27 protein-coding genes are annotated in these 22,429 nt (G+C 64.2%); 25 read left to right on the top strand and 2 right to left on the bottom strand.

Annotation, left to right across the window (positions count from 1 at the left end; genetic code table 11):
- Nucleotides 1-92: 92 nt before the first annotated feature.
- From HMI59_RS16890 to HMI59_RS16830, 13 genes are all read left to right on the top strand, one after another.
- The gene (locus HMI59_RS16890) at nt 93-734 is read left to right on the top strand and encodes a cyclodeaminase/cyclohydrolase family protein (protein ID WP_166185755.1); all 642 of its coding nucleotides are present in this window, start codon (nt 93-95) and stop codon (nt 732-734) included.
- Between the two features lie 208 nt (nt 735-942).
- The gene (flgB, locus tag HMI59_RS16885) at nt 943-1,284 is read left to right on the top strand and encodes a flagellar basal body rod protein FlgB (RefSeq protein WP_193591950.1); all 342 of its coding nucleotides are present in this window, start codon (nt 943-945) and stop codon (nt 1,282-1,284) included.
- Nucleotides 1,284-1,676, top strand: coding sequence for a flagellar basal body rod protein FlgC (locus HMI59_RS16880; RefSeq protein ID WP_021473718.1), 393 nt, complete (start codon nt 1,284-1,286; stop codon nt 1,674-1,676). The genes flgB and HMI59_RS16880 overlap by 1 nt, the downstream gene beginning before the upstream one ends.
- Nucleotides 1,676-1,996 (top strand): flagellar hook-basal body complex protein FliE, encoded by a 321-nt coding sequence (gene fliE, locus HMI59_RS16875; RefSeq protein WP_193591949.1) that lies wholly within the window; start codon nt 1,676-1,678, stop codon nt 1,994-1,996. The genes HMI59_RS16880 and fliE overlap by 1 nt, the downstream gene beginning before the upstream one ends.
- Nucleotides 1,996-3,630, top strand: coding sequence for a flagellar basal-body MS-ring/collar protein FliF (fliF, locus tag HMI59_RS16870; protein WP_193591948.1), 1,635 nt, complete (start codon nt 1,996-1,998; stop codon nt 3,628-3,630). Before fliE ends, fliF begins: the two co-directional genes overlap by 1 nt.
- Nucleotides 3,631-3,632: 2 nt before the next feature.
- Nucleotides 3,633-4,649: a flagellar motor switch protein FliG gene (gene fliG / locus HMI59_RS16865; protein WP_043427984.1), complete on the top strand. Its 1,017-nt coding sequence runs from the start codon at nt 3,633-3,635 to the stop codon at nt 4,647-4,649.
- Nucleotides 4,639-5,238, top strand: coding sequence for a FliH/SctL family protein (locus tag HMI59_RS16860; RefSeq protein ID WP_193591947.1), 600 nt, complete (start codon nt 4,639-4,641; stop codon nt 5,236-5,238). The genes fliG and HMI59_RS16860 overlap by 11 nt, the downstream gene beginning before the upstream one ends.
- Nucleotides 5,235-6,548 (top strand): FliI/YscN family ATPase, encoded by a 1,314-nt coding sequence (locus tag HMI59_RS16855; protein ID WP_193591946.1) that lies wholly within the window; start codon nt 5,235-5,237, stop codon nt 6,546-6,548. The genes HMI59_RS16860 and HMI59_RS16855 overlap by 4 nt, the downstream gene beginning before the upstream one ends.
- Nucleotides 6,545-6,970, top strand: a complete 426-nt coding sequence (locus HMI59_RS16850; RefSeq protein ID WP_166185759.1) for a flagellar FliJ family protein — start codon at nt 6,545-6,547, stop codon at nt 6,968-6,970. The genes HMI59_RS16855 and HMI59_RS16850 overlap by 4 nt, the downstream gene beginning before the upstream one ends.
- The gene (locus tag HMI59_RS26045) at nt 6,967-7,590 is read left to right on the top strand and encodes a C40 family peptidase (protein ID WP_193591945.1); all 624 of its coding nucleotides are present in this window, start codon (nt 6,967-6,969) and stop codon (nt 7,588-7,590) included. Before HMI59_RS16850 ends, HMI59_RS26045 begins: the two co-directional genes overlap by 4 nt.
- A gap of 608 nt (nt 7,591-8,198) precedes the next feature.
- On the top strand, nt 8,199-8,870 hold the full coding sequence (locus HMI59_RS16840; protein WP_193591944.1) for a flagellar hook-length control protein FliK: 672 nt from the start codon (nt 8,199-8,201) through the stop codon (nt 8,868-8,870).
- 18 nt (nt 8,871-8,888) lie between these two features.
- On the top strand, nt 8,889-9,311 hold the full coding sequence (locus HMI59_RS16835) for a flagellar hook assembly protein FlgD (RefSeq protein WP_193591943.1): 423 nt from the start codon (nt 8,889-8,891) through the stop codon (nt 9,309-9,311).
- Nucleotides 9,312-9,350: 39 nt separating this feature from the next.
- The gene (locus HMI59_RS16830) at nt 9,351-10,523 is read left to right on the top strand and encodes a flagellar hook protein FlgE (protein ID WP_193591942.1); all 1,173 of its coding nucleotides are present in this window, start codon (nt 9,351-9,353) and stop codon (nt 10,521-10,523) included.
- Between the two features lie 102 nt (nt 10,524-10,625).
- Here the strand turns inward: HMI59_RS16830 and HMI59_RS16825 are convergent, their stop codons facing one another.
- Nucleotides 10,626-11,900 (bottom strand): type II toxin-antitoxin system HipA family toxin, encoded by a 1,275-nt coding sequence (locus HMI59_RS16825; protein ID WP_193591941.1) that lies wholly within the window; start codon nt 11,898-11,900, stop codon nt 10,626-10,628.
- Nucleotides 11,897-12,145, bottom strand: a complete 249-nt coding sequence (locus HMI59_RS16820; protein ID WP_166185764.1) for a helix-turn-helix transcriptional regulator — start codon at nt 12,143-12,145, stop codon at nt 11,897-11,899. Before HMI59_RS16820 ends, HMI59_RS16825 begins: the two co-directional genes overlap by 4 nt.
- Nucleotides 12,146-12,352: 207 nt before the next feature.
- On the opposite strand from HMI59_RS16820, the gene HMI59_RS16815 reads away from it, so the two are divergent.
- The 12 genes from HMI59_RS16815 (at nt 12,353) to HMI59_RS16760 (ending at nt 22,425) form a co-directional block, all read left to right on the top strand.
- Nucleotides 12,353-12,655: a flagellar FlbD family protein gene (locus HMI59_RS16815; RefSeq protein ID WP_193591940.1), complete on the top strand. Its 303-nt coding sequence runs from the start codon at nt 12,353-12,355 to the stop codon at nt 12,653-12,655.
- 49 nt (nt 12,656-12,704) lie between these two features.
- The gene (locus tag HMI59_RS16810) at nt 12,705-13,472 is read left to right on the top strand and encodes a motility protein A (RefSeq protein WP_193593804.1); all 768 of its coding nucleotides are present in this window, start codon (nt 12,705-12,707) and stop codon (nt 13,470-13,472) included.
- Entirely contained in the window at nt 13,469-14,287 is an 819-nt protein-coding gene (locus HMI59_RS16805; protein WP_166185765.1) for a flagellar motor protein MotB, read from the top strand. The genes HMI59_RS16810 and HMI59_RS16805 overlap by 4 nt, the downstream gene beginning before the upstream one ends.
- A 65-nt stretch (nt 14,288-14,352) precedes the next feature.
- The gene (locus HMI59_RS16800) at nt 14,353-15,237 is read left to right on the top strand and encodes a flagellar motor switch protein FliM (RefSeq protein ID WP_193591939.1); all 885 of its coding nucleotides are present in this window, start codon (nt 14,353-14,355) and stop codon (nt 15,235-15,237) included.
- Complete coding sequence (gene fliN, locus HMI59_RS16795; protein WP_021473701.1) at nt 15,234-15,941, top strand: flagellar motor switch protein FliN; 708 nt, start codon at nt 15,234-15,236, stop codon at nt 15,939-15,941. Before HMI59_RS16800 ends, fliN begins: the two co-directional genes overlap by 4 nt.
- The gene (gene fliO, locus HMI59_RS16790) at nt 15,942-16,445 is read left to right on the top strand and encodes a flagellar biosynthetic protein FliO (protein ID WP_166185767.1); all 504 of its coding nucleotides are present in this window, start codon (nt 15,942-15,944) and stop codon (nt 16,443-16,445) included.
- A 98-nt stretch (nt 16,446-16,543) separates the two neighbouring features.
- Complete coding sequence (fliP, locus tag HMI59_RS16785; RefSeq protein ID WP_193593803.1) at nt 16,544-17,302, top strand: flagellar type III secretion system pore protein FliP; 759 nt, start codon at nt 16,544-16,546, stop codon at nt 17,300-17,302.
- Nucleotides 17,302-17,577 carry a flagellar biosynthesis protein FliQ gene (fliQ, locus tag HMI59_RS16780; RefSeq protein WP_021473698.1) on the top strand — a complete coding sequence of 92 codons (276 nt, stop codon included), beginning with the start codon at nt 17,302-17,304 and terminating at the stop codon, nt 17,575-17,577. The genes fliP and fliQ overlap by 1 nt, the downstream gene beginning before the upstream one ends.
- A gap of 1 nt (nt 17,578) precedes the next feature.
- Nucleotides 17,579-18,337, top strand: coding sequence for a flagellar biosynthetic protein FliR (locus tag HMI59_RS16775; RefSeq protein WP_031216913.1), 759 nt, complete (start codon nt 17,579-17,581; stop codon nt 18,335-18,337).
- Complete coding sequence (locus tag HMI59_RS16770) at nt 18,337-19,422, top strand: flagellar biosynthesis protein FlhB (RefSeq protein ID WP_193591938.1); 1,086 nt, start codon at nt 18,337-18,339, stop codon at nt 19,420-19,422. Before HMI59_RS16775 ends, HMI59_RS16770 begins: the two co-directional genes overlap by 1 nt.
- Nucleotides 19,419-21,467: a flagellar biosynthesis protein FlhA gene (locus tag HMI59_RS16765; protein ID WP_193591937.1), complete on the top strand. Its 2,049-nt coding sequence runs from the start codon at nt 19,419-19,421 to the stop codon at nt 21,465-21,467. The genes HMI59_RS16770 and HMI59_RS16765 overlap by 4 nt, the downstream gene beginning before the upstream one ends.
- Complete coding sequence (locus tag HMI59_RS16760) at nt 21,445-22,425, top strand: hypothetical protein (RefSeq protein WP_193591936.1); 981 nt, start codon at nt 21,445-21,447, stop codon at nt 22,423-22,425. The genes HMI59_RS16765 and HMI59_RS16760 overlap by 23 nt, the downstream gene beginning before the upstream one ends.
- The last annotated feature ends 4 nt before the right edge of the window (nt 22,426-22,429 follow it).

Below are 22,429 nucleotides of genomic sequence, written 5' to 3'. Positions count from 1 at the left end.
AGGGATGCCCCTCACAGTTTCGACGCCGGGATGGCCAGTGTATCGGGGGGACAGTGGTGTTGGTCAGGTCTTGGAATGCGAGACTGGGCTGCATGGCTGATTCAGAAGAGATCACTACCCAACACTCCACGGTCGAGGAATGGACCAAGGCCCTGGCGGAGTCCAGCGGTTCACCTGGCGGAGGGGCCGGGACCGGGGTGATGCTTGGCATCGCCGCATCGTTGACCTCAATGGTGGCCGGCTACTCGGAGAACGCGGGGGAGGACTTGCTGGGCCGGGCGCGCGCCTTGCGGGAGACGGCCCTTCGCCTGGCAGACGAGGACGCCGTAGCCTCCAAAGCTTTCGGGGCAGCGTTCCGGCTGGACCCCGGTCCGGAACGTGAGAAGGCCATCCGCGAAGCATCCGTGGAAGCGGCCAAAGCCTCCGCGGTGTTGGGGGATCACGCCATTGAGGCCATCGAAGACCTGGAATGGCTGGCTGCGAACGGAAATCCTGCCCTGATCGCCGACGTCGTGGTGGCCTTCGGGGCGCTCCGGGCTGCGATTGCCGGTGCACGGACCAACGTCAGCTTCGATCTCGCGGCGCTTGCCAAAGGCGGCACACCGTTGGAGGAGGTTCGCTCCCAACACCCCGAACTGTGGGAAACGGTTGGCCGGCTCAGCGGTGCCTTGGATCGGATAGATGCCCTGACCGCGGAAGTGGACAACAAGGCGGCTCCGACCGACGCCGTGTGAGGGCTTCATTGCCACTCATGTCGCCGGCCTGGAAGGTCGGCATGGGACGCCGGGCAGGCTCGGTGATGGAAGCACGCCCGGCATTTACAAAATTTGCTGGCGAATTCCGCTAACGGCGGCCTGAACAGTGTCGATAACTGATGCTGAGCAGGGATCGCTCGATGCGTGGCCACGGATTGGCCTTAGGAACACCACCAGGTGAGGACTTGTGCTTGAATCCGTGACATCCGCCGCACTGGCCAGCGCCATGGATGCGCTCGCCTTGCGCCAGCGGACCATCGCCAACAACATCGCAAACATCAACACGCCCAACTACACCGCCAAAAGGGTTTCCTTCGAGGATCAGTTGGCGGCCTCGGTTCGTGCGGGCGATGGAGATGTGAACGCCACGGTATCGCCGTCGGAAGAGCCAACACGTACCGACGGAAACAACGTCAACCTGGACACGGAGACGTTGTCCAATATCGACACTGTCCTGCGGTACCAGTTTGCGGCCCGCGCAGCTGCCGGAGAATTCACCTCCCTCCGCACTGCGTTGAGGAGCTCCTGATGACATTCGATGCGATCGGAATCGCAGGCTCCGCACTCACCGTCCACCGCAAATGGCTGGACGCGGTGTCAGACAACCTGGCCAATATGAACAACGCCTCCAGCACCGACGGAGAGGTCTTCCGGGCCCGGTACATCGAAGCAGCCGAGGGAAACGACGGGCAAGGTGTTTACGTCAAGAGCACTCCGCTGGGCGACGCGACCGGCAGGATCGTGTACCAGCCGGACCACCCCTTGGCCGACGCCGACGGCAACGTGAAGTACCCGGACATAGATCTTGCCGAACAAATGGGAACTTTGATCATCGCCCAGCGCGGCTACCAGGCCAACGCACAAGTAGTTGACCGGGCCCGCGAAACGTACCTGGCAGCACTCGAGATCGGAAAATCCTGATGTCCCTGAGTCCCATCGAGAGCGTCCAGGGCGTCAGCGGAACGGGGTATGTCGGGAGCACCAAGGCCCCCGGCAGCACCAAGGCCCCCGGCAGCACCGGGGGTGGGTTCGGCACCGCACTGACCGGCGCCGTCGACGATTTGCAGTCCCTGCAGTCCACGTCAAAGGAACTTGCTGTGTCCGCGGTGACAGGCAACCTCGACGATATCCACAAGGCAACCCTGGCTGCCACGCGCGCGCAGGTCACGTTCGAGCTTGTTGCCGCGGTGCGGAACAAGGGCATTGACGCGTTCAACGAAATCATGAGGATGCAGGCCTGATGCCACCGGCGATCTCCCAGTTCTTCCGCAAGCTTGGCAGCGGCATGCAGGCGTTCAGCCCTGCCCAGCGCACACTCGCCATTCTGGGCGTGGCCGTGATTGTGCTAGGCGGCGTCGCCCTGACTGCGTGGCTGGGGAAGCCCGCCTACTCACCACTGTTTTCCGGGCTGAAGGACACCGACGCGAACAGCATCGTGGAGCAGCTCCGCAAGGACAACATCCCTTACGAGCTCAGCAACGGCGGGTCCACCATCCTGGTCCCCGAGGACAAGGTGTACGACGAGCGCTTGAAAGCGGCGGCCGCAGGATTGCCTACCGCCGCGGCCACCGGCTATTCGTTGCTGGACAAGCTGGGCGTCACTTCCTCTGAGTTCCAGCAGTCCGTCACGTATAAACGGGCCTTGGAAGGGGAACTCAGCACCACCATCCAGGCGATGGACGGCGTAAAGTCCGCCGCCGTGCAACTCGCCATCCCGGAGAAGTCGGTCTTCGTGGCCACCACCCCCGAAGCCACCGCCTCGGTGTTCGTGGAAACGCAGCCGGGCACGACCTTGTCCTCGGACAAGGTCCAGGCGATAGTGCACCTGACCTCCGCGGCGATCGAGAACTTGAAGCCAACCAACGTCTCGGTGGTCGATTCGCAAGGCAACGTCCTGTCCACAGTGGGCGGAGGAGCTACCGGGTCATCGTCCAAGCAAGCCTCGGATTACCAACAGCGCACCTCGGATGCGGTCCGGACAGTGCTGGACAGCGTAGTGGGCCCCGGGAACTCGACCGTTGCAGTGGCCGCCGATGTCACGGCCGAATCGGCCCAGCAACGCAGCGAAACATTTAGCCCTGCCACCAACACGCCGGCACTCAGTGAGTCCACGAAGACTGAGAAATACACCGGAACGGGCGGCGGAGCAGCAGGCGTCCTGGGTCCCGATAACATTGCCGTTCCCGGCGGAACCTCGGCGAACGGCAGCTACGACTCCAGCGATACCACCAAGAACAACGCCGTCAACAAGGTCACCGAAGACCGGACCATCCCTCAGGGAGCCGTAAAAAGGCAGACCATCTCCGTTGCCATCAACCAGTCAGCTGCCGGGGGCGTGAACATCGACTCCGTCCGATCACTGGTTACTGCCGCTGCCGGCATCAACACCGCACGCGGCGACGTAGTCACAGTGGAGGTCCTGCCCTTCAGCACCGCCGCCGCAGACAAGGCCGCTGAAGCACTCGGATCTGCCCAGGCCGATGCCGAGGCAGCCAAAGAAGCAGCGCTCATGAACACACTGATCATGGCCGGCAGCATCTTGCTCGCCGCAATCGCCCTGATCGTGACCGTCTTGATTATCCTCAAGCGCCGCCAGCGCCGGGAACCGGTGGACCTCGGAGAACGCGTGGAGTACGACGCTTTGCCTGAAGCCATCCCAACCCCTGCCATAGCAGGTCCGCCCACCACGGCCATCGAACTGACATCCATCCAGCCCGCTGCACCGTTGGAGCCCACCCCAGCCCTGCCGTTGTCCGATTCGGATGCCCTCGACGGCGAACTCAAACGTGCACAGATCGAAGCGATGGTTGCCGACAACCCGGCCCGGACCGCCGAATACCTGCGCGGCCTCATGGATGAAAGGCAGTCGGTGTGAGCCTGCCCGAAGCACCGGCCCTGAGCGGGGTCCAGAAGGTGGCTGTGGTCCTCATGCAGATGACGCCTGCCAGTGCCGCTGCAGTCATGGCCCAGTTTTCCGAATCCGAGGCAGAGGACATCGCCGCGGAAATTGTTCGTCTCCGCCGCGTTCCGTCCACCGTCGCAGATCACGTCATCAACGAGTTCCATGGACTGGCCGTCAGCGGCCGCCGTTCCGCCCGCGGGGGCCAGGAATTCGCCGTCGGACTTCTTGAAGCATCCTTCGGTGCCGACAAAGCCGCCGGCTTCATGGACCGCCTCGCCTCAACCATGGCCGGAAAGTCCTTCGAATTCCTGGAAATGATGGACCCCGGGCAGATCCTTGCCCTGATCGACGGGGAATTGCCGCAAACCATCGCGCTGATCCTGGCCCACCTCCGGCCCGGCAAAGCCTCCGCTGTCATGTCCGGTTTGGAAGATGCCCAACGCATCGATGTGGCCCGGTGTATCGCGACCATGGGCTCGGCATCCCCCGAAGCTGTCAGCATCGTTGCCGAAACACTCAAGGTCCGAGCCGGGGCGGTGATGTCCCAACGCAAATCCAACGAGGTCGTGGGCGGCATCCAGCCGCTGGTGGATATTATCAACCGTTCCGACGTCAGCACGGAGCGCTCGGTGTTGGACGGACTCGGCACTGTGGACCCGGACCTCGCCACCGAGGTTCGGGCGCGAATGCTCACGTTTGTGGACATCGTCAAACTGGAACCGCGCGATATCCAGCAAATCCTTCGCGGTGTCAGCGCCAGCGTCTTGGCCATTGCCATGAAGGGCGCCCCGCAGGTTGTCCTGGAAACCATCAGGGCCAACATGTCCGGCAGGAACCTGGAGATCCTCGAATCGGAAACGGCCGCATCAGGTCCTGTCCGTGCCTCGCAGGTAGAGGAAGCCCGCGCAGACATCGTCAGGTCCATCCGTGAGCTCGAAGCGGCGGGCGCTATTGTTGTCCGGCGCGGAGACGAGGACGACTTTGTCTACTGAGCCCTACACCCGCGTTACGTTCCCCGTCCTCCGCTCCGAGGCTCCCGCCACTGAGCGCGGGTTCACCCAGGGCCACGCGGCCGGATACGCAGCGGGCATGCGCGCAGCGGCAGAAGAGCAACGCCGCTTGCGGGAAAAGCTGCTGGCTGAGCAGGCGGAAACGCTCGACGCCGGCCGCTTGGCTGTTGCGCGTGCCGTCACCGTCCTGGAGGCAGCAGCTTCGGCCGCGCAGCGCCGCAGGGAGACAACGGTTGCCGAGATCGAGGACGTGCTCGCCGCCACTGCCCTGAAGCTCGCCGAGGCCATTCTTGGCTACGAACTGGCGCACGGCGAACGGACGGCCCGGGCTGCACTGGACCGGGCGCTCAAGCACTCCGACGGAACCCTCACCACGGTTCGCCTGCACCCGGGAGACCTGGCCGCCTTGGAGGCTTCCGGCTTTGTGCTCCCCGCCGGTGTTGAACTCAAGGCCGACCCCGCGCTCAACCCTGGTGACGCCGTCGCCGAACACCCTCAAGGGTGGATTGACGCGCGGTTGGGCTCAGCATTGGAGCGTGCCCGGCAGGCGTTGCTTGGAAGCCGCGCATGAAGGGCCTCGCAGCCGCCGTGGCCGCCGCCGCTCCGCAACGGGTGGGCACTGTGACCTCCGTCCTCGGGCTGGGGCTCGAGGTAGCGGGGCTGGATTGCGCGGTGGGCGAGTTGCTGACCGTGGGATCCGGCGCGGAAGCGCTCGACGCCGAGGTGGTGGCGTCGGTGCGCGGGGGAGTGCGGTGCATGCCCCTGGGCCGGCTCACGGGTATTGCCGCGGGGGCGCCGGCACGCACATCCGGACGTCCCGTGATGGTACCCACCGGTGCCGGCCTGTTCGGACGTGTGCTGGACGGGATGGGGCGGCCCTTTGATGGCAAGGGGCCGCTGGACTGTTCACACTTTGTGCCGCTGGACCAGGAAGCGCCGAACCCCATGATCCGTGCGCGCATCGACACACCCCTTCAGACAGGGGTCCGGGTGCTGGACACCCTGACCACCCTCGGCCGGGGCCAGCGAATCGGCCTCTTTGCCGGCTCCGGGGTGGGCAAGTCCTCGCTGCTGTCCATGGTGGCCCGCGGCACCGACGCCCAAGTTTCCGTGATCGCGCTGGTGGGCGAACGTGGCCGCGAAGTACGCGAGTTCCTTGAGGACGATCTTGGTCCCGAAGGCTTGGCCAGATCCGTGGTGGTGGTTGCCACCTCGGACGAACCGGCCCTGATGCGCCTCCGCGCAGCCGTCACCGCAACACGGATCGCGGAGTCATTCCGTGAATCCGGACAGGACGTAGTCCTCATGATGGACTCCCTGACCCGTGTAGCCATGGCCCAACGCGAAATCGGCCTCTCCGCAGGTGAACCGCCCGCAACACGGGGCTACCCGCCGTCGACCTTTTCTGTTTTAGCCAGGCTCCTGGAACGGGCCGGAACCGCCGAAACCGGCTCCATCACGGGTATCTACACAGTCCTGGTGGACGGCGATGACCACAACGAACCCATTGCCGATGCCGCACGCTCCATCCTGGACGGGCACGTGGTCCTGGACCGGAAGCTCGCCGTCACGGGGCACTTTCCGTCCGTCGATGTGCTGGGCTCCGTGTCCCGGGTGGCCTCGAAAGTAACAGACCCCGTCCATGCCGCGTGCGCCGTGCAGTTGCGGAGGGTACTGGCTGCCCGCCGCGGAGCCCAGGACCTCATCGACGTCGGCGCATACCGCCGGGGGAGCAACCCGTTGGTGGACGCCGCCTTGGACAACGAGGCCGCCATCAACCAGTTCCTGCGCCAGGGCATGGGCGAGCCCTCCGCTATGGCCGAATCGTGGGCCTGGCTTTCCAGACTGTCCACCCGCTTTGACGTGGAAGGAGCCGCGTGAACCGACAGTTCTCCCTCGCAGGATTGCTGAGGCTGCGACAGGCCGAGCAAAAGACCGCCGAAACGGGGCTGGCTGCAGCCAATTCCCGTTCCTCCTCCGTCCGTGCCCGACGCGCCGAGGCCCGCGCCGCCCTCGCGGAGTCGGCCGGAACCGCCGGAGATTCCGCTACCTTGCTGGCCATCGCAGCTGCCCGGGCATCCTCGCAGAGCATGCTCGCAGAGCTTGATGCGTTGGCAGCCGTTGCCGCTGAGGAGGCTGCCGCCGCGCAGGCTGAGTACACAGAGGCGCGGCGCCGCGCAGTCGGCCTCGAGAAACTGGAGACCCGGCACGATGCAGCTTTCGCTGCTTCCGAACTTCTCGCCGAACAGGGCGCCCTGGATGAGATTGCCTCAGCGGCGTGGCACAGGAAGGCCGGCTCATGAGCATGGTTGAGGCGCTGGGCAGGATCCAGAGCATCGAAGCATCGCTGCAGCAGTTGGCTGAGCGGCCTGTTCCTGCCTCCTCTGGTTCGGTCACGCCCGTTTCTTCTTCCTCCTTCGCCTCGGCATTGAATTCGGCCCTGGGAACTGCCGACGCCTCCGCTCCTGTGGATATGTCCCGGATGCTCGCCGCCGCAGGTAGTACGACGTCGGCAACGGCCCCCGCCGCACCGGTTGCCACGGGCGGGGGAGCCACGGGGGACGCCGTGGTTGCTGCAGCCAAGAAGTACATCGGAGTGCCGTATGTGTGGGGAGGGACCAACCCGGCCGTCGGCATGGACTGCTCAGGATTCGTGCAGCGCGTGTTTAAGGACCTGGGTGTTGACCTGCCCCGCGTGGTGAGCGACCAAATGCACAAAGGCAGTCCCGTAGCCTCGCTCGCTGAAGCCAGGGCCGGGGATCTCCTGGTGAGCTATGGCGGCGAGCACATTTCCATCTATCTGGGCAATGGCAAGGCCATTGATGCTCCTGTGCCGGGCCAGACTATCCAGATCCGGGATGCGTGGGAGAAGTATTCCAACCTGACCTCCATCCGCCGGATTGTTCCGTCCGGGGGTGACTGATGCAGGTGGGGTTCCTTTTTTCGGGCAGCCCGTCCGGAGTTGTTAGGCCGGGTGGTGCTTCCGGTTCTGCGCAGGAGGGGTCGTCGGTTTCCGTGCAGGAGGGGCCGCCGTTGGCCCTTGGTTCCGTTGTTGCAGGGGGTTCGTCGGTGGCAATGGGCCTCCCGACTGCCGAAGGAGCGGGGGGTCCGGGGGCCTTTGGCGACATCCTCGAGCGGTTGCTCGGCCTCGCCAACGCGGATGGTACAAAGTTGTCCGAGGACGGACCCGTGGCTTCGGCTCAGGACCCGCAAGCCCGATTCGTGGGTTCGCTGCGTAGTGTGCCGGGCGCACGGCATGATCCGCAGCGAGGCATCGAAGTGGAGGGAACTCCTGCGCCTGAGGCAGCTTTGTCCGGAGTAGGCGAAGCCCCTGGCCCGGTCCGTTTAGACGACTCCCTGCGTATTAGACGGTTCCTACCGTCTAATACGCAGGAAGCCGTCGAAGTGGAGGGTGCAGCGGTGATTCCTGTGCCGGATGCCGCTTCGTCATCAGGGTTGGGAGTGGGCGGTGGGGTACCCGTTGCTTCGGTGGAGGGTAGGCCGGCGGGGAGTCACGGCGAGATGCGGGATATGGCCCGATTCGTGGGTTCGCTGCGCAGTGTGCCGAGCGCACGGCATGACCCGCAGCGAGGCATCGAATCGGAGGGAGTTCCAGCGCAGGCAGGGCAGGCGACGCCCACCGCCGTCGTTCATCACGCGCAGGTGCAGCCACAGGCGCAACCCGTCCAGCTCCAACCTGCGCATACCCAATCCGCAACCCCGCACCAAGCAACGAACCAGCCCCTTGCGCACCAGCTCACCCAACCCCTGTTCACGCTGGCGTCGGCCAAGCCAGGCGAGCATTTCATGACGCTGAGGGTGTCGCCGGAGGACCTGGGCCCGCTGACTGTGCGGGCGCACATCGACGGCGGGGGTGTGAGGATCGAACTGTTCGCCGCGGGTGATGCGGGACGTGAAGCTGTGCGCCACGTGCTCCCTGAGCTGAGGCGGGGTCTGGAGGAGATGGGAGCGAGCCTGAGCCTGTCGTCGGATGACAGCCCCCAGACGAACCGCCGTCCCCACGACAACTCCCAAGGGCAACATCATCCCCATGACAACCCCCGCCATGTCCCGACCGGTGAAGGGCCAGCCAGTGGAAATACAGAACTCCGGGCTCCGGTCCCGCAAGGCCCACGGGAGCCGACCCTGGATGGTTCCCGCAACCCTGGACCACAACAAACCCGCCTCGACATCCTCGTCTGACGTGAAGGAGAGAACAGCGTGACCATCCAAGCCATACCCGGCGCGGCCCAAGCCAGCCCAGGCCAAACCGTACGCCAGCCCGTCCAGACCATGGATTCCGAGGTCTTCATGCAACTGCTCGTGACGCAGTTGAGATATCAGGATCCCAGCGCGCCCATGGACACCAACCAGATGATGAGCCAATCGGTGCAGCTGTCCATGATGGAGAAAATGACGGAACTTACTGCCGGTTCCAAGGAGAGTTTCTCGTTGCAGATGCGCACGGCTGCTGCCCAGATCATCGGAACCACCGTGGATTACGCGCTCGCCGACGGAACCAAGGGCTCCGGCACGGCCACGTCCGTGTCCTTTGCCGAGGGCATTCCACTGGTCAGCATCGGCGACAGGAAAGTCCCGCTGGACAGCATCACAGGCATTACCGCCGGACCATCAGCCGCGTAAGCGCACACAACAAACAGACCACCGAAGAAAGGCAACACCATGCTCCGTTCGCTGTACTCCGGAATTTCCGGCCTCCGTGCCCACCAGACCATGCTCGACGTCACCGGCAACAACATCGCCAACGTCAACACCACGGGGTTCAAGTCTTCCTCGGCCCAGTTCCAGGACACCCTTTCACAGATGGCCCAGGGCGCGGCTGCTCCCCAAGGGGACACCGGTGGCTCCAATCCTGCCCAGGTGGGGCTCGGCGTCAGGGTTGCCGGGGTAAGCACCAACTTCGGCCAGGGTTCATCGCAGAGCACCGGCCGCGGCACCGACCTGATGATTTCTGGCGAAGGTTTCTTCGTCACGGAGAAAGGGACCCGGCAGTTCTACACGCGTGCGGGCAACTTCCAGCTCGACGCCGGGGGCCGCTTGGTGAGTCCCGACGGCGGCATCCTCCAAGGCTGGTCCGCCACCAACGGAGCGGTGAACCTGGGCGCTGCCACGGAGCCCATTACCCTGGCTCCGAACGCTACCGCTGCGGCTGTGGCAACAACCCGCGCAGCGCTTGCTGGAAACCTGCCATCTGATGCAGCCGTGGGTACCGCCGTGGAGCGCCAGATCAGGGTGTTCGACGGCAACGGGGCAGAACGGGCGCTCAACATCACCTTCAGCCGAACGAACACCGGGTGGAGCGTAGCCGGAGCGGACGCCAACGGAGCCAACGGCTCGGGCGCGCTCACGTTCGCGAATGGAACACTGACCTCGGGCGGAACACTCAACGTTGGCGGGATTACCGTGGACCTTGGCGCCGTCACCGGCTTCGCTCAGATGGACACGGTCACCGTCACCGGCCAGAACGGTGCCGAAGCGGGAAAGCTGGAGTCCTTCACCCTGGCCGCTGACGGCTCTGTGGTGGGCGCGTTCAGCAACGGCAGCACCCAGGTCCTCGCCCAGGTGGCCCTGGCCAAGTTCACCAATGCCGCGGGCCTGGAGAAGGCCGGCGGCTCAACGTACGTCGCAACTGCCAACTCGGGGGCTGCACAGCTCGGCGTCCCGGGTGATGCGGGACTGGGTTCGCTGAGCTCGGGTTCCCTCGAGATGTCCAACGTGGATCTGTCCCAGGAATTCACCAACCTGATCGTGGCCCAGCGCGGCTTCCAAGCGAATGCCCGCATCATTACCACCTCGGATGAGGTCCTGCAGGAACTGGGCAACCTCAAGCGCTGATTGCCCGGAGACGTCTCCTGAAGAAGGGAGAGGCCGCCCGGGCTGCAAAGACCATCGGAGCCCGGGCCGTCTCTTTGGCATCGGCTGCTTCGCCGGCATACGTCAGGGGGTGACCGGCGCTTGGCCGGCAAGGGCGCGGCGGGCCGTTCCGCCGTTTAGCAAGTCACCGGCTCGTGCTGTAACGAGTTCTCCCAGGAACCCGATCTCTTCCCGGGCGGGCACCGTGGCAGCAGCTCTTTCGACCGACTCCAGCACGGCGATCGCCGTCGCCTGCGCATCTCCCGCCTCCATGCCCCACGCCACACCTTCGCGTACTACATGCTCCAACGTGAGGTAGTTGAGCCTGGACTGACCACCCACAACGTGGCCCGCGTTATTGCTCGGGGCATAGAGGAGCAAAGTGGGGGCAAGGTCGTACAGCGGGGCCAGCTCCAGTTCGCCTCCATCCCTGATGAGCATCGAATAGTTCTTGGAGTGCGCGTCCCCATTGCCGATTACGAGATTGAAAGTAACGGACCGCAGCAGCGTGCGCCGGAATTCCCGGTCGTCGCGGGTGTGCGGTCCCGCAGCCTTCGCGAGCTGGGTCAGTCGGGACGGCGGTGCGGTGGAGGTTTCGTACTTGGAGGTGCTGGCCAGGGCCAACGCCTGGGTGAAATCTTCCTGGTGCAGCCGATCGCTGTCCGGAGTGCGGTCGTACCGGGTTACGACGATTGCCTCGCGGGATCCGAACGTCTCCACATGAGCCTTTGCGGCCGGCAAGCCGGCCGCAGCCGCAACCTTCAAAGCCCAGTCCTCGGCGGCTATCAGATGCGGAACAGGGGAATCCAGCGGTTCCGGCTTGATGATGTGGGTGGATACGGTCCCGCGGGCCGGCCATGCCCAGCCGTTCCCGCGCCGGCTCAGCAGCACCTTGGACTGAATACCTCCCAGCGAAGCGGTGATCGCGAAGTCTTCGGGCAGGTCCCAGGTAGGCAGTGCCTCTACGACGCGGACGACCTCATCGGCGGACATCAGTTGGGAGTCAACAGGGGCGTCCGGGGTCATACCCGATGGGAGTGCTTGGACTGCACCGGCGCAATCGGCACCCAGAATGGCGAGCAGCCCCAGGACGTCCGGGGTCGACAATCCGTTCTCCGCAGCGATATGCGAACGGACCTGCCCCTCCGGCAAGAGCCCGTCAAAGTAGTTGTATACCGCCGGCCCGTCGATCTTCTTGCGGTCTATCGGCAGCGACAATGAAAGCAGAATAGAGGCGGCGCCGTACTCGGCAATGACGTCCGGGTCGTAGCGGAATGACATCCTCAGGCCAGACCCGGTGAGGACACCGATGTGCCTTCCGTGCAGGAATACTTCCAGGCTCGTGTTCCGCGGGCTCACGGCTTAACCTGCAGCTTCGAGAACCGGGGGACCAAAGCGACATCGCGGCCCAGTACGCGGATGGCTTCCATAGCGACGACGACCGAGACTGCTTCGCCGTGCTCAAGCCTCACAATGGTGCGCCGCGCAGTTCCCAGACGATCCGCAAGCTCCTGCTGGGTAATGCCCGCCTCCCTTCGGGCACCGCTGATAGCCCGCCCCAACGAGGCGGCATCAACGGCCCGGTAAAACGGAGTTTGCGACATATATTGATCATACGCACCAAGTCCCTTATTTGCGCCAGATATGGCACATTTTTCAAAGAGGCGCGATTGTGCCAAATATGGCACACGCCGGACCGCGTCCGTCCTTCATCCAACAGACAGGGCAGGTTTAGGTGGGACCCCTAACGCCACGCCGGTCCCGGCCGACAGTAGGAGGTACAACCACCTCAAGCCAAAGCAGAACAGCACATGATCGTCGTGACCCGCCTCAACGGCACCCGCTTCGCCGTGAATCCGGACATTCTTGAACGGATCCACGAGAGTCCGGACACCCATTTGGTGACTCTCGACGGCGCCGCCTACGTTGTGCGGGAATCGCTGGTCGAAGTGGTGGAGCTGATCGCGGAATACCGGGCGACCGTGCTGCGCCGGGCGCAGGACCTTCCGCGGGTGACAGGCTACCCGTTGAGCCTGGTGCCGCCGCCCAAAGCGGACGAGTCGGACGAAGCAGAAGAACCGGAACACCCCAACCACCCCCGAAACGGAAGGTAGCCCCGTGACTATTATTGGCCTGCTGCTCGCCTTTGCCTCAGTGGTGGTCATGGTCACCTTGGAGCACGCAAACCTGACGTCATTGCTCCTTCCCGCACCCATGGTTCTGGTCTTTGGTGCGACCATCGCCGTGGGCCTGGCAGGCAATACGTTCCCCGATGTCATCAGCTCGTTCAAGCAGGTGCCCAAAGTCTTCATGGGCAAGCCGGCCAAGGCCAGTGCGAGCATCGACGAGCTGGTCCGGTTGGCGGAGAAAGCCCGGAGCGACGGCTTGCTGTCCTTGGAGGAAGAAGCCAACAACGCCAAGGATCCGTTCCTGGCCCGTTCCCTCCAGAACATCGCCGACGGAACGGACGCCGATGAGCTTCGGTTCCTCATGGAGGACGAAATCGATACCCGGATGCGCGCGGACCATGTGGCCTCCAAGTTCTTCGCTGCCTTGGGCGGATACGCACCTACGATCGGCATCATCGGAACTGTGGTCTCGCTGACCCACGTGCTGGAGAACCTGTCCTCCCCGGACCATCTGGGTCCAATGATCGCCGCGGCCTTCGTTGCCACCCTCTGGGGCCTGCTGTCGGCGAACTTCATCTGGCTCCCGATCAGCGCCAAGCTCAAGCGTCTCTCTGAGCTGGAAGTGGAACGGATGAACCTCGTGATGGAGGGCTTGCTCGCAGTACAAAGCGGGACCCAGCCGTTGCTCCTGGCGGAGCGGCTGCGGGCCATGGTCCCGGCCGATCCCAAGGCCAAGAACGCCAGGAACAAAGCGGACGACGGCGGCAGGGCCGGCAAGCTGACGACGTCCAGGGCCGCATGAGGTCCCGCAGGAAACGCGGTGCGCAGCCTGAAGAGCACCACGTGGACGAACGCTGGATGGCCTCCTACATGGACATGGTCACAGTGCTCATGTGCATGTTCATCGTGCTCTTCGCCATGTCATCGGTAGACCAGATCAAATTTGAGAAGCTCCGCAATTCGCTGGCCACGGGGTTCGGAACCGAGATTAGCCAGAAGGTGGATACCGCCAGTGGAGTGGTGGTGCCGGGCGAATTGGCCACGGCCAACGGTGAAGGTTTCTCACCCCTTGATTTGGCCACGGAGGAAGTCAATAAGCTCACTGCCCTGCAGGGCGCCATGCAGAACCAGCTGCAAGCGCAAGGCCTGGACCAGAATGTGGAGTTCGTGGTGGGGGAGCGGGGCCTGACCGTGAAGCTGGTTGGTTCCCAGACCTTCTTCCAACCTGACATGCCGGACCTCACCCCCAAAGCGCTGAAGATCCTCGACGCCATCGCTCCCACCGTGGTTGGCTCAGGCCTTGAGGTGATGATTGAGGGCCACGCAGCCAAGGGCTATACCGCCTACGCTTCGACGTGGGAACTGTCCGCAGCAAGGTCGGTCAACGTCTTGAGGTACTTCGTGGACCAATCCGGTATGCCGCCCGGCCGGATAGGTGCCGTGGCCTTTGGCGCCGCCCGGCAGGTCACGGATGATTCCACGGAGGAACTGATGGAGCTCAACCGGCGGGTGGACGTAGTGCTGGTTTCCGACCGGCCGGAAGACATCCGTTCCCTCATTCCGCAGGCAATCGAAGCCCAAACCCAGGACACCGCTGCTGCGGCCAAGGCGAAGTAGCCAACGCCGGATAACGGAGAGTAAACAGCCTTACGCCCGCAACATCTTGGTCGATAGTCCCGTCCGTGGGAGAACAGGAAGGCCGCCGGCGCACCGTGGACGTCTATGACTTCCGCCGGCCTACCACCTTGCCGCGCCAGCACAGCCGTGTCCTGGAAGTTGCCTTCGAAACCTTCGCCCGGCAATGGGGCACGCAGCTCACCGCGAAGGTCCGGCTGAAGTCCACGGCGACACTTGAACAGTTGAGCATGCAGAGCTACGACGAATACTCTGCTTCCTTGCCTTCGGTGACGTCGATGATCCTATGCCGGATCGAGGACTGCGAGTCCAGGCTGGTGGTCCAGTTCCCCGCCACGGCGGCGCTGTCCTGGCTCAGCCGGATGCTGGGGGGATCAGCAGATACCGACGTGCCGGAACGCAAGTTCACGCAGATTGAGCACTCGTTGATCAGCCGCATGGTGGAGGAAGTCCTTGAGGACCTGAAGTACTCCCTGGGCAACCTGTTGACCCAGTCCGTCACCATGGACGGGATCCAATACAACTCCCAGTTCGCCCAGGCCGCTGCGCCCTCTGAGCTGATGGTGGTGGCCGCCTTCAGTGTGAACGTGGGTGAGACCCAGTGTGCTGCAACTCTGGCCATTCCGGCCGATGTCCTGCTCAGCGGATTGGGAGAGGTCAACCCAACAGTCCATAGCGTGGACAACGAAGCCCTCGTCAGGACACAGCTGGCCCAAGTACCCGTTGAGGTGGCTGTCCAGCTAACCCCCGCCCAGGTGACGCCGGCGCAGATCCTGGCACTCGGCGTCGGGGACGTCCTTCCATTGCCCCACCTGGAAAACCGGCCGTTTGACGTCACCATCAACGGCACCCGGCTGGCCACAGCCGCCGTCGCACGGAACGGTTCGAGGGCCGCCGCCGTCATTGTCACTACCGAGGAGCACCAGCGATGAGCATTACCCTTACCGTGCAGGAAGCGGCAGCCGAACGCCTGGCACAGCACCTTCCAGCGTCCTCACTGCTGACGGTTGCCGGGATCGTCCCCGCGGAGTCCGCGGCAGCTTATGCCTCTCCGGCTGTCACTGCCACATTTGTAGGTGCGTCGACGACTGACTTCGCCCTGCTGCTGGTGGACACCTCGTTTCTCGCCGCTGCCGGCGGTGCCTCCACCGGGGCGCCCTTCTCCGCAAGTGACGTCCTTCGTCCCGCCTTGGAGCAGGCTGCATCAGCGTTCGACGCCGGGGTGTTGGGGGAGTTGCGCGAGGAAGATGCAACAGGACTGCTGCAGGACCCTGCAACGGTTGTTTTTGAACTTCACGACGGCACAGTGCCTTTCGGATGGTTCGCTGTCCGGGTGCGGAACAATGACTCCGGGCCTTCCCGCAACGGCCGCGATTCCGATCTCACGGCCCGGCTTGGCCTCATCAGCAGCGTGGAGATGGCGTTGACGGTGGAGATCGGCCGTACTCGAATGTCCGTCCGCGACGCCTTGGCACTTGAACCGGGGAAAGTCATTGAACTCGACCGTTCGGCCGGTGCCCCCGCTGATGTGCTGCTGAACGGACGCCTGATAGCCCACGGCGAAGTTGTGGTGGTGGACCAGGACTACGCCGTGCGCATCACCCGTGTCCTGGACGGGGCAGAGGGAACGTTGTAAATGGATTCCTTCCTCCTCGGGCTGCGCGTCGTCGTTGCCCTCGGCGCCGTGCTGGCCGCAATCTGGCTACTTCAGCGCCGACTCGGCAAAGGCAAGGGACGTCGTCGTGCCGATTCCACGCTGAGCGTGGTGAGCCGCCAGGCCGTGGGGCAGAAGGCCTCCGTGGTGGTGGTAGATGCCGGTGACAAGCGCTTTCTGCTGGGTGTCACGGAGCATAACGTCACGGTCCTGCACAGCAGTGACGCACCGGTGCTTGCAGCTGAGGTGGTGGATTCGGTGCCCCGGCCGATGGTTGAGGAACAGAGTTTCGCTCAGTTGTTCCGGCAGGCATCCGGGGAACAGGTGCCGCGCACTGAACTGGTCACCGGGCAGGTTCCCGTGGTCCGGCGTCGGGCGGACCTGCACCGGCGGGCGGCCACCCCGGCGCACCCCCTGCACGGCTCCATCCTTTCCGCTTCCACGTGGCGCCAGGCCTCCGATGCCTTCAGGGGACGCCGCAATTGATTCGTTCCGCTGGTTCCGGCTTGCCGGGACTGCCCTCCTCCCGGCTGTACCGGGTGTGGTTCGTAGCGCTGTGGGCCCTTCTGCTCACGGCGGTCTTGATGTGGGCTGGAACCGCTGTTGGCCATGCCTCGCCGATCGATCCCACGCCGCCCACACCACCGACGCCTCCGGCAGCCCCGGGGTCCGGAGGCAATGTGAGCATAGACATCAATGGTCTGGACGGGACCCCGTCCACGGCTGTAGTGACCTTGGTCGGGATCACGTTGCTGTCCGTGGCGCCTGCCTTGCTGCTCATGATGACCTCGTTCACAAAGATCTTCGTTGTGCTGGCGATGACCCGCAACGCCCTGTCCCTCCCGGCCATCCCGCCCAACCAAGTCCTCGCCGGCCTGGCACTCTTCCTGTCGTTGTTCGTGATGTGGCCTGTGGTGTCGGACATCAACGCCGTGGCGGTGCAGCCCTACTTGAACGGCGGGCTCGACTTCAACGGCGCAATGTCCGCCGGCTGGACTCCGTTGCAGCACTTCATGCTTGCCCATACCCGTGAGGAAGACATCGCGCTCATGACGCGCGCGGCCGGAATGGATAACCCGGAGAACCCGGAATCCGTCCCGCTGCAGACTTTGGTGCCGGCCTTCATGGTTTCCGAACTCCGGGCGGCGTTCATCATTGGCTTCGTGATCTTCATACCGTTCCTGGTCATCGACCTCGTGGTGTCCGCCGCACTGATGTCCATGGGCATGATGATGCTCCCGCCGGTGATGATTTCCTTGCCGTTCAAGATCCTGCTGTTTGTCCTGGTTGATGGTTGGGGCCTGGTGATCACGTCCCTGATCCAGAGTTATTCGGGCGGCTGATGGACACCAACGCAGTCCTGGACATTTGCCTGCAGGCCATGATGGTCGCGGCCAAACTGGCAGCTCCCACCCTTCTCACTGCCTTGGTGGTTGGCCTGGGCATTTCCCTGTTGCAGTCCATCACGCAGCTTCAGGAGCCCACACTGAGCTTCGTCCCCAAGGCCGTTGCCGTAGCCATAGCGCTGGCGGTGTGCGGGCACTGGATGATCTCGGAAATGGTCACGTTCACCAATGAACTCTTCCTGCGCATCCCCGGATTGATCGGTGGCGCGTGAGGTGGACATTCCCATCGACCAGTCATGGATCCAGGTTCTCTTGTTGGCCTCGGTCCGCATGACGGCCTTCCTGGTGGTGGCGCCACCCTTTGCGCATCATGCCATTCCGGCGAGGATCAAAGCCATGCTGGGTATAGGCCTTGGCCTGGCAGTGTCCCAGCGGCTGTCCGCGGACGCGGTGCCCAAGGACACCGCGGGATTCATCACCGGCGTCGTCCTGGAACTGGCAACGGGCCTGGTGCTGGGGTTCCTGGTGATGGCTGTGTTCGCGGCGATCCAGTCGGCCGGCAGCCTGATCGATCTCTTCAGCGGGTTCCAGATGGCGCAGGCCTTCGATCCCCAGATGATGGTCAACGGCGCCCAGTTCACGCGCTTGTTCCAGATGGCGGCACTCGCGCTGCTCTTCGCCTCGGACGGCTATCAGCTGGTGATCGGGGGCCTGACGGGCAGCTTCAGTGCCTTGCCCCTCGCCGGCGGCCTGGACCTCAGCAAACCCGTGGATGCCATGGTGGGCGCTGTCACCGGCATGTTCATCTCCGCGGTCCAAATAGCCGGTCCGCTGCTGGTGGTTTTGGTGCTGGCCGACGTCGGACTCGGTCTCCTCACGCGCGTGGCCCCGGCACTGAATGCATTTTCCCTGGGCTTCCCCCTCAAGATCTTCATCACTCTGGCTTTGGCAGGCTTCCTTTTCCTTGCCCTGCCTCGCCTGGTCGCTTCCCTGGCCGAGTTGGCCGCACGGACAGTCCTGGGGGTGGGCTAGTGGCGGACTCACAGGAAAAGACCGAACAAGCCACGGACAAACGCATGCGTGAGGTCCGTGAAAAAGGCCAGCTCTCCAGATCCCAGGACCTCATGGCCTGGCTGGCGGTGGGCGGTGCCGCCGCAATGCTTCCGGCCACCATCGACCATGCCTCCAACGCGGCCGTGGACCAACTCTTCACGGTCAAGGGCATCATCAACCATCCGGATCCCGCCAAAGCCGTGGCGGCCTTGGAGGACGGGCTCGGGTCTCTGGCGGGAATCCTGGGACCACTGTTCCTGGTGGTTACCGTGGTGGTGCTGGCAGGGTCTGCCTTGCAGGGCGGTATCCGCTTCAAGAAGTTCCGGCCCGAGTTCGAACACTTCAACCTGCTGGCCGGTTTCAAGAGGATGTTCGGTGCCCAGACGCTCTGGGGCGGGGCCAAAGCGCTACTGAAGACCGCCGTCGTAGGTCTTGTCCTCTACACCGTGATCCAAGGCTTGATGCCCGTTCTCCTCACCGCCGGGGGCTTGCCCGTGGCCGGTGTGCTCGCGGCCGCCGCAGGGGGCGTCGGGACGCTCATCCAGTTCGCGGTCGCGGCCGGGCTCGTGTTGGCAGCCGCCGACATGTTCGTCGTGATGCGCCGCAACCGGAAGAAGACCCGGATGTCCAAAAAGGAAGTCCAGGACGAGAACAAGAACACCGACGGAGATCCGCTGGTCAAGTCCCACCGGCGTTCGCGCCAGCTGAGCATGAGCCGGAACCGCATGATCGCCGCGATCGGGGATGCCGACGTCGTGTTGGTCAACCCGACGCACGTGGCAGTCGCGTTGAAGTACGACGCCGGCAAATCGGCACCTCGCGTCGTGGCGAAGGGGGCAGGGGTCATAGCGGCCCGCATCAGGGAGGAGGCCGAGGGCAAAGGGGTGCCCATGGTCCAGGACATTCCCTTGGCCCGTGCCTTGCATTCGGCGTGTGAGCTGGGGCAGGAGATCCCCGTGGAGCTGTACCGCTCGGTGGCCGCTGTCCTGGCTTTCGTCATGTCCCTCAAGACGCGCGGCGCTGCCCGCGGAATCCATCGCATGAAGGAAGGTTTGCTGGCATGAAGAACAGCAAGTTCGCCCGGCTGTCGGTCCCGGTGGGCATCGTGGGGATTGTCCTGCTTCTGGTGGTCCCGCTGCCTGCTCCGCTGCTCGACTTCCTGATTGTCTGCAACATCCTGCTGGCACTCCTGATCCTGCTCACCAGCATGTTCGTGAAGAAACCCCTGGACTTCTCCGTGTTCCCGTCGCTGCTGCTGGTGGCCACCCTGTTCCGGCTGGGACTCAATGTGGCGTCCACCCGGTTGGTGCTGGGACAAGGCTTTGCCGGGCAGGTGATCGAGGCGTTCGGCAAGGTCACGGTGGGCGGTTCCTTGATCATCGGTGCCGTGGTGTTCCTGATCCTGGTGGTCATCCAGTTCGTGGTGGTCACCAAGGGTGCCGAGCGGGTGGCCGAAGTGGGCGCACGCTTCACCCTCGACGCCATGCCGGGTAAGCAAATGGCCATCGACGCCGACCTCAATGCTGGACTCATCACGGACGCCGAAGCCCGGAAGCGCCGCGCCGAAGTCTCTGCCGAAGCCGACTTCTACGGCGCCATGGACGGTGCCTCAAAGTTCGTCAAAGGCGACGCGATCGCGGGCATCATCATTATCATCATCAACTTTGTGGGCGGCATCGCGATCGGCGTGCTGCAGCGCGGCATGGAGGCCGTTGACGCCCTGAACACGTATGGCCTGCTGACCATGGGCGACGGCTTGGTCACCCAGATCCCGGCCCTCCTCATGGCCGTCTCCACAGGCATGATCGTCACCCGGTCCAATGCCGAGGAGGACATGGGCCGCACCGCATCTTCACAGCTCATGCAGTCACCCAATGCGCTGTTGATCGCAGGCCTTGCAGCGGCAAGCATGGCGTTGATTCCAGGGATGCCTGTCCTGCCCTTCCTTGTGGTGGGTGCCTTGTTGGTGGTCGCGTCGCGACGCGTGGCCGCACAGCAAAAGGCTGCTGCCGCGGCGGAGGCAGCAGACAACGCCGCGGTGGCCTCGGAGGAAGATCCAAACGAGCGGCTCATGGAAGACATGCGGGTCCACCCGGTGGAGATTCTGTTGGCTCCGGACCTGGTGGACATCGTTTCCGGAGCTTCCGACGACCTTCTTGCGAGGGTGAGGTCGCTTCGGCAAAAGATCGCCATGGAGCTCGGCTTGGTTGTCCCGCCCGTCCGCACCAGGGATGCCATGGATCTGCCGCCCTCCACCTATGCCATCCGCATCGCCGGTGTCGAGGCCGGAAGGGGAGTGGCGCCGTCGGGCAAACTCCTGGCCCTGGGCGAGTTCCTGGACGCCCTCCCGGGTACGGCCACCGTGGAACCAGTCTTCGGTTTAAACGGCAAATGGGTGCCCACGGAAATGCGCCACAGCGCAGAAATGACAGGCGCCACGGTGATCGACAGGGTGTCTGTCCTGGTGACGCATTTGTCCTCGGTCATCACCGCCAACGCAGCAAGGCTCCTCACTCGCGAAGACGTTCGCGTCCTCACCGAGGGAGTCCGCAAGCAGAGCCCTTCCGCAGTGGAGGAGCTCACTCCCGGGTTGCTGACGCTCGCAGAGATCCAACGCGTCCTTGAGGGCCTCCTCGAGGAGCAGGTCCCCATCAACGACCTGCCGCGCATCTACGAGGCACTGTCCTTGCGGGCGAAGGTATCTACGGACCCGGAAGCCCTTATTGAATCGGCGCGGCAAGCTCTGGGGCCTGTCCTGGCCAACAAGTATTTGGACGGCGACGTTCTTCCGGTGGTGATGATCGATCCCCTGCTGGAGCAGTCGATGCTTGAGGACATGCGCCCGGGCGAGGGCGGTACACAGATCGTGATGGGTCAAGCCAAGCTCGATTCTGTGCTCTCCTCACTTAAATCCGCGGTAGAGGGAGCCGCGGCCACGGGACGTCAAGCGGTCCTCGTTTGCGCCCCCGCCCTGCGACCCGCGATTCGACGGCTGGTGGCCGCTCCCGACGGCGGTGTCCCCGTCTTGTCGTACCGCGAAGTGACATCGGCCAACATACGCATAGAAACAGTGGGGGTGGTTCGCCATGCCGAAGCGCTACAAGCTTAGGGGAGCGTCCCTCGACGCTATCCGCGAGAAGGCGCTGACGCAGTATGGTCCGCAGGCCCGGATTGTGGCTGCCGAGAAGGTTATCAATCCAGGCATCGTGGGCCTGTTCGCAGCTGCCCGGTTTGAAGCGACGGTAGAGGTGGGCCAAGCGGCTGGCATTGCCCCAGCGGCCCTGGCATCCGGTCCTGCCGCTCCACCCGCCTCAACCGGCAAGACCGCCGCGAACCCGGTTGCCGGCCACGATTTGCAGGGCCCTGCCATTGCCGCACTGCTGGAGCGGGCCGACGCAGCGGAACGGGAGATGCACCGGCCCGATCCCGTTTCGACGGCCTCACCCGATTTCGCCGGGCTGCTGCAACAACTGGGCAAGGAACTTGAGGCGGCTCCGGCTGTGCACCCGCCGCTTGAGCCGCCACTACCGCCGTCGGACGCTTCGAACGAAAAGGTTCCTGCACCGCTGGAAGGCAACGGCAACGTGATCCTCCTTTTGGGCCTCGGTGACGACGCCTTGGGACCGGCCCTCGAAATGTCGATCGCCGCCGGGGGCTCCGACGTCCGTACCGCCGGAGAGCTGACAGCGTTCGGCCACCTGCATGTGTCAGGCCGTCAAAGCGCGATGGCTGCGCGCGCCCAGGCAGTACTGACCGGCCAGAACGTGGTGGTCGCCTACGGGCTGGGTAAGGCATCAGACATTCAGGAGCAGGCGCACGCCATCGCCGGCCTGTCCGCCGACCAGGTCTGGGTGGTGGCCGACGCACGCCGGAAAGCCGGGGACACGGCCGCGTGGGTGCGTGCCCTGCAAACACTGCTCTCAACGGAACCGGTTGGCGTCTCCGCACTGGCCGTCATCGGTGCCTCGGAAACTGCCAGCCCGGAAACCGTGGACGGGCTGGGTATCCCGGTGGGCTGGGTGGATGGCAAACCGGCACGAAGGACCTCGCTCGGAAAGGTACATTGAAAGC

The organism is Paenarthrobacter sp. YJN-5 (assembly GCF_015040095.1).
In the GTDB taxonomy this organism is placed as follows: domain Bacteria; phylum Actinomycetota; class Actinomycetes; order Actinomycetales; family Micrococcaceae; genus Arthrobacter; species Arthrobacter ureafaciens.
The sequence above is the reverse complement of the archived record's forward strand: the minus strand, read 5'-3'. Positions and strand labels throughout refer to the sequence as shown.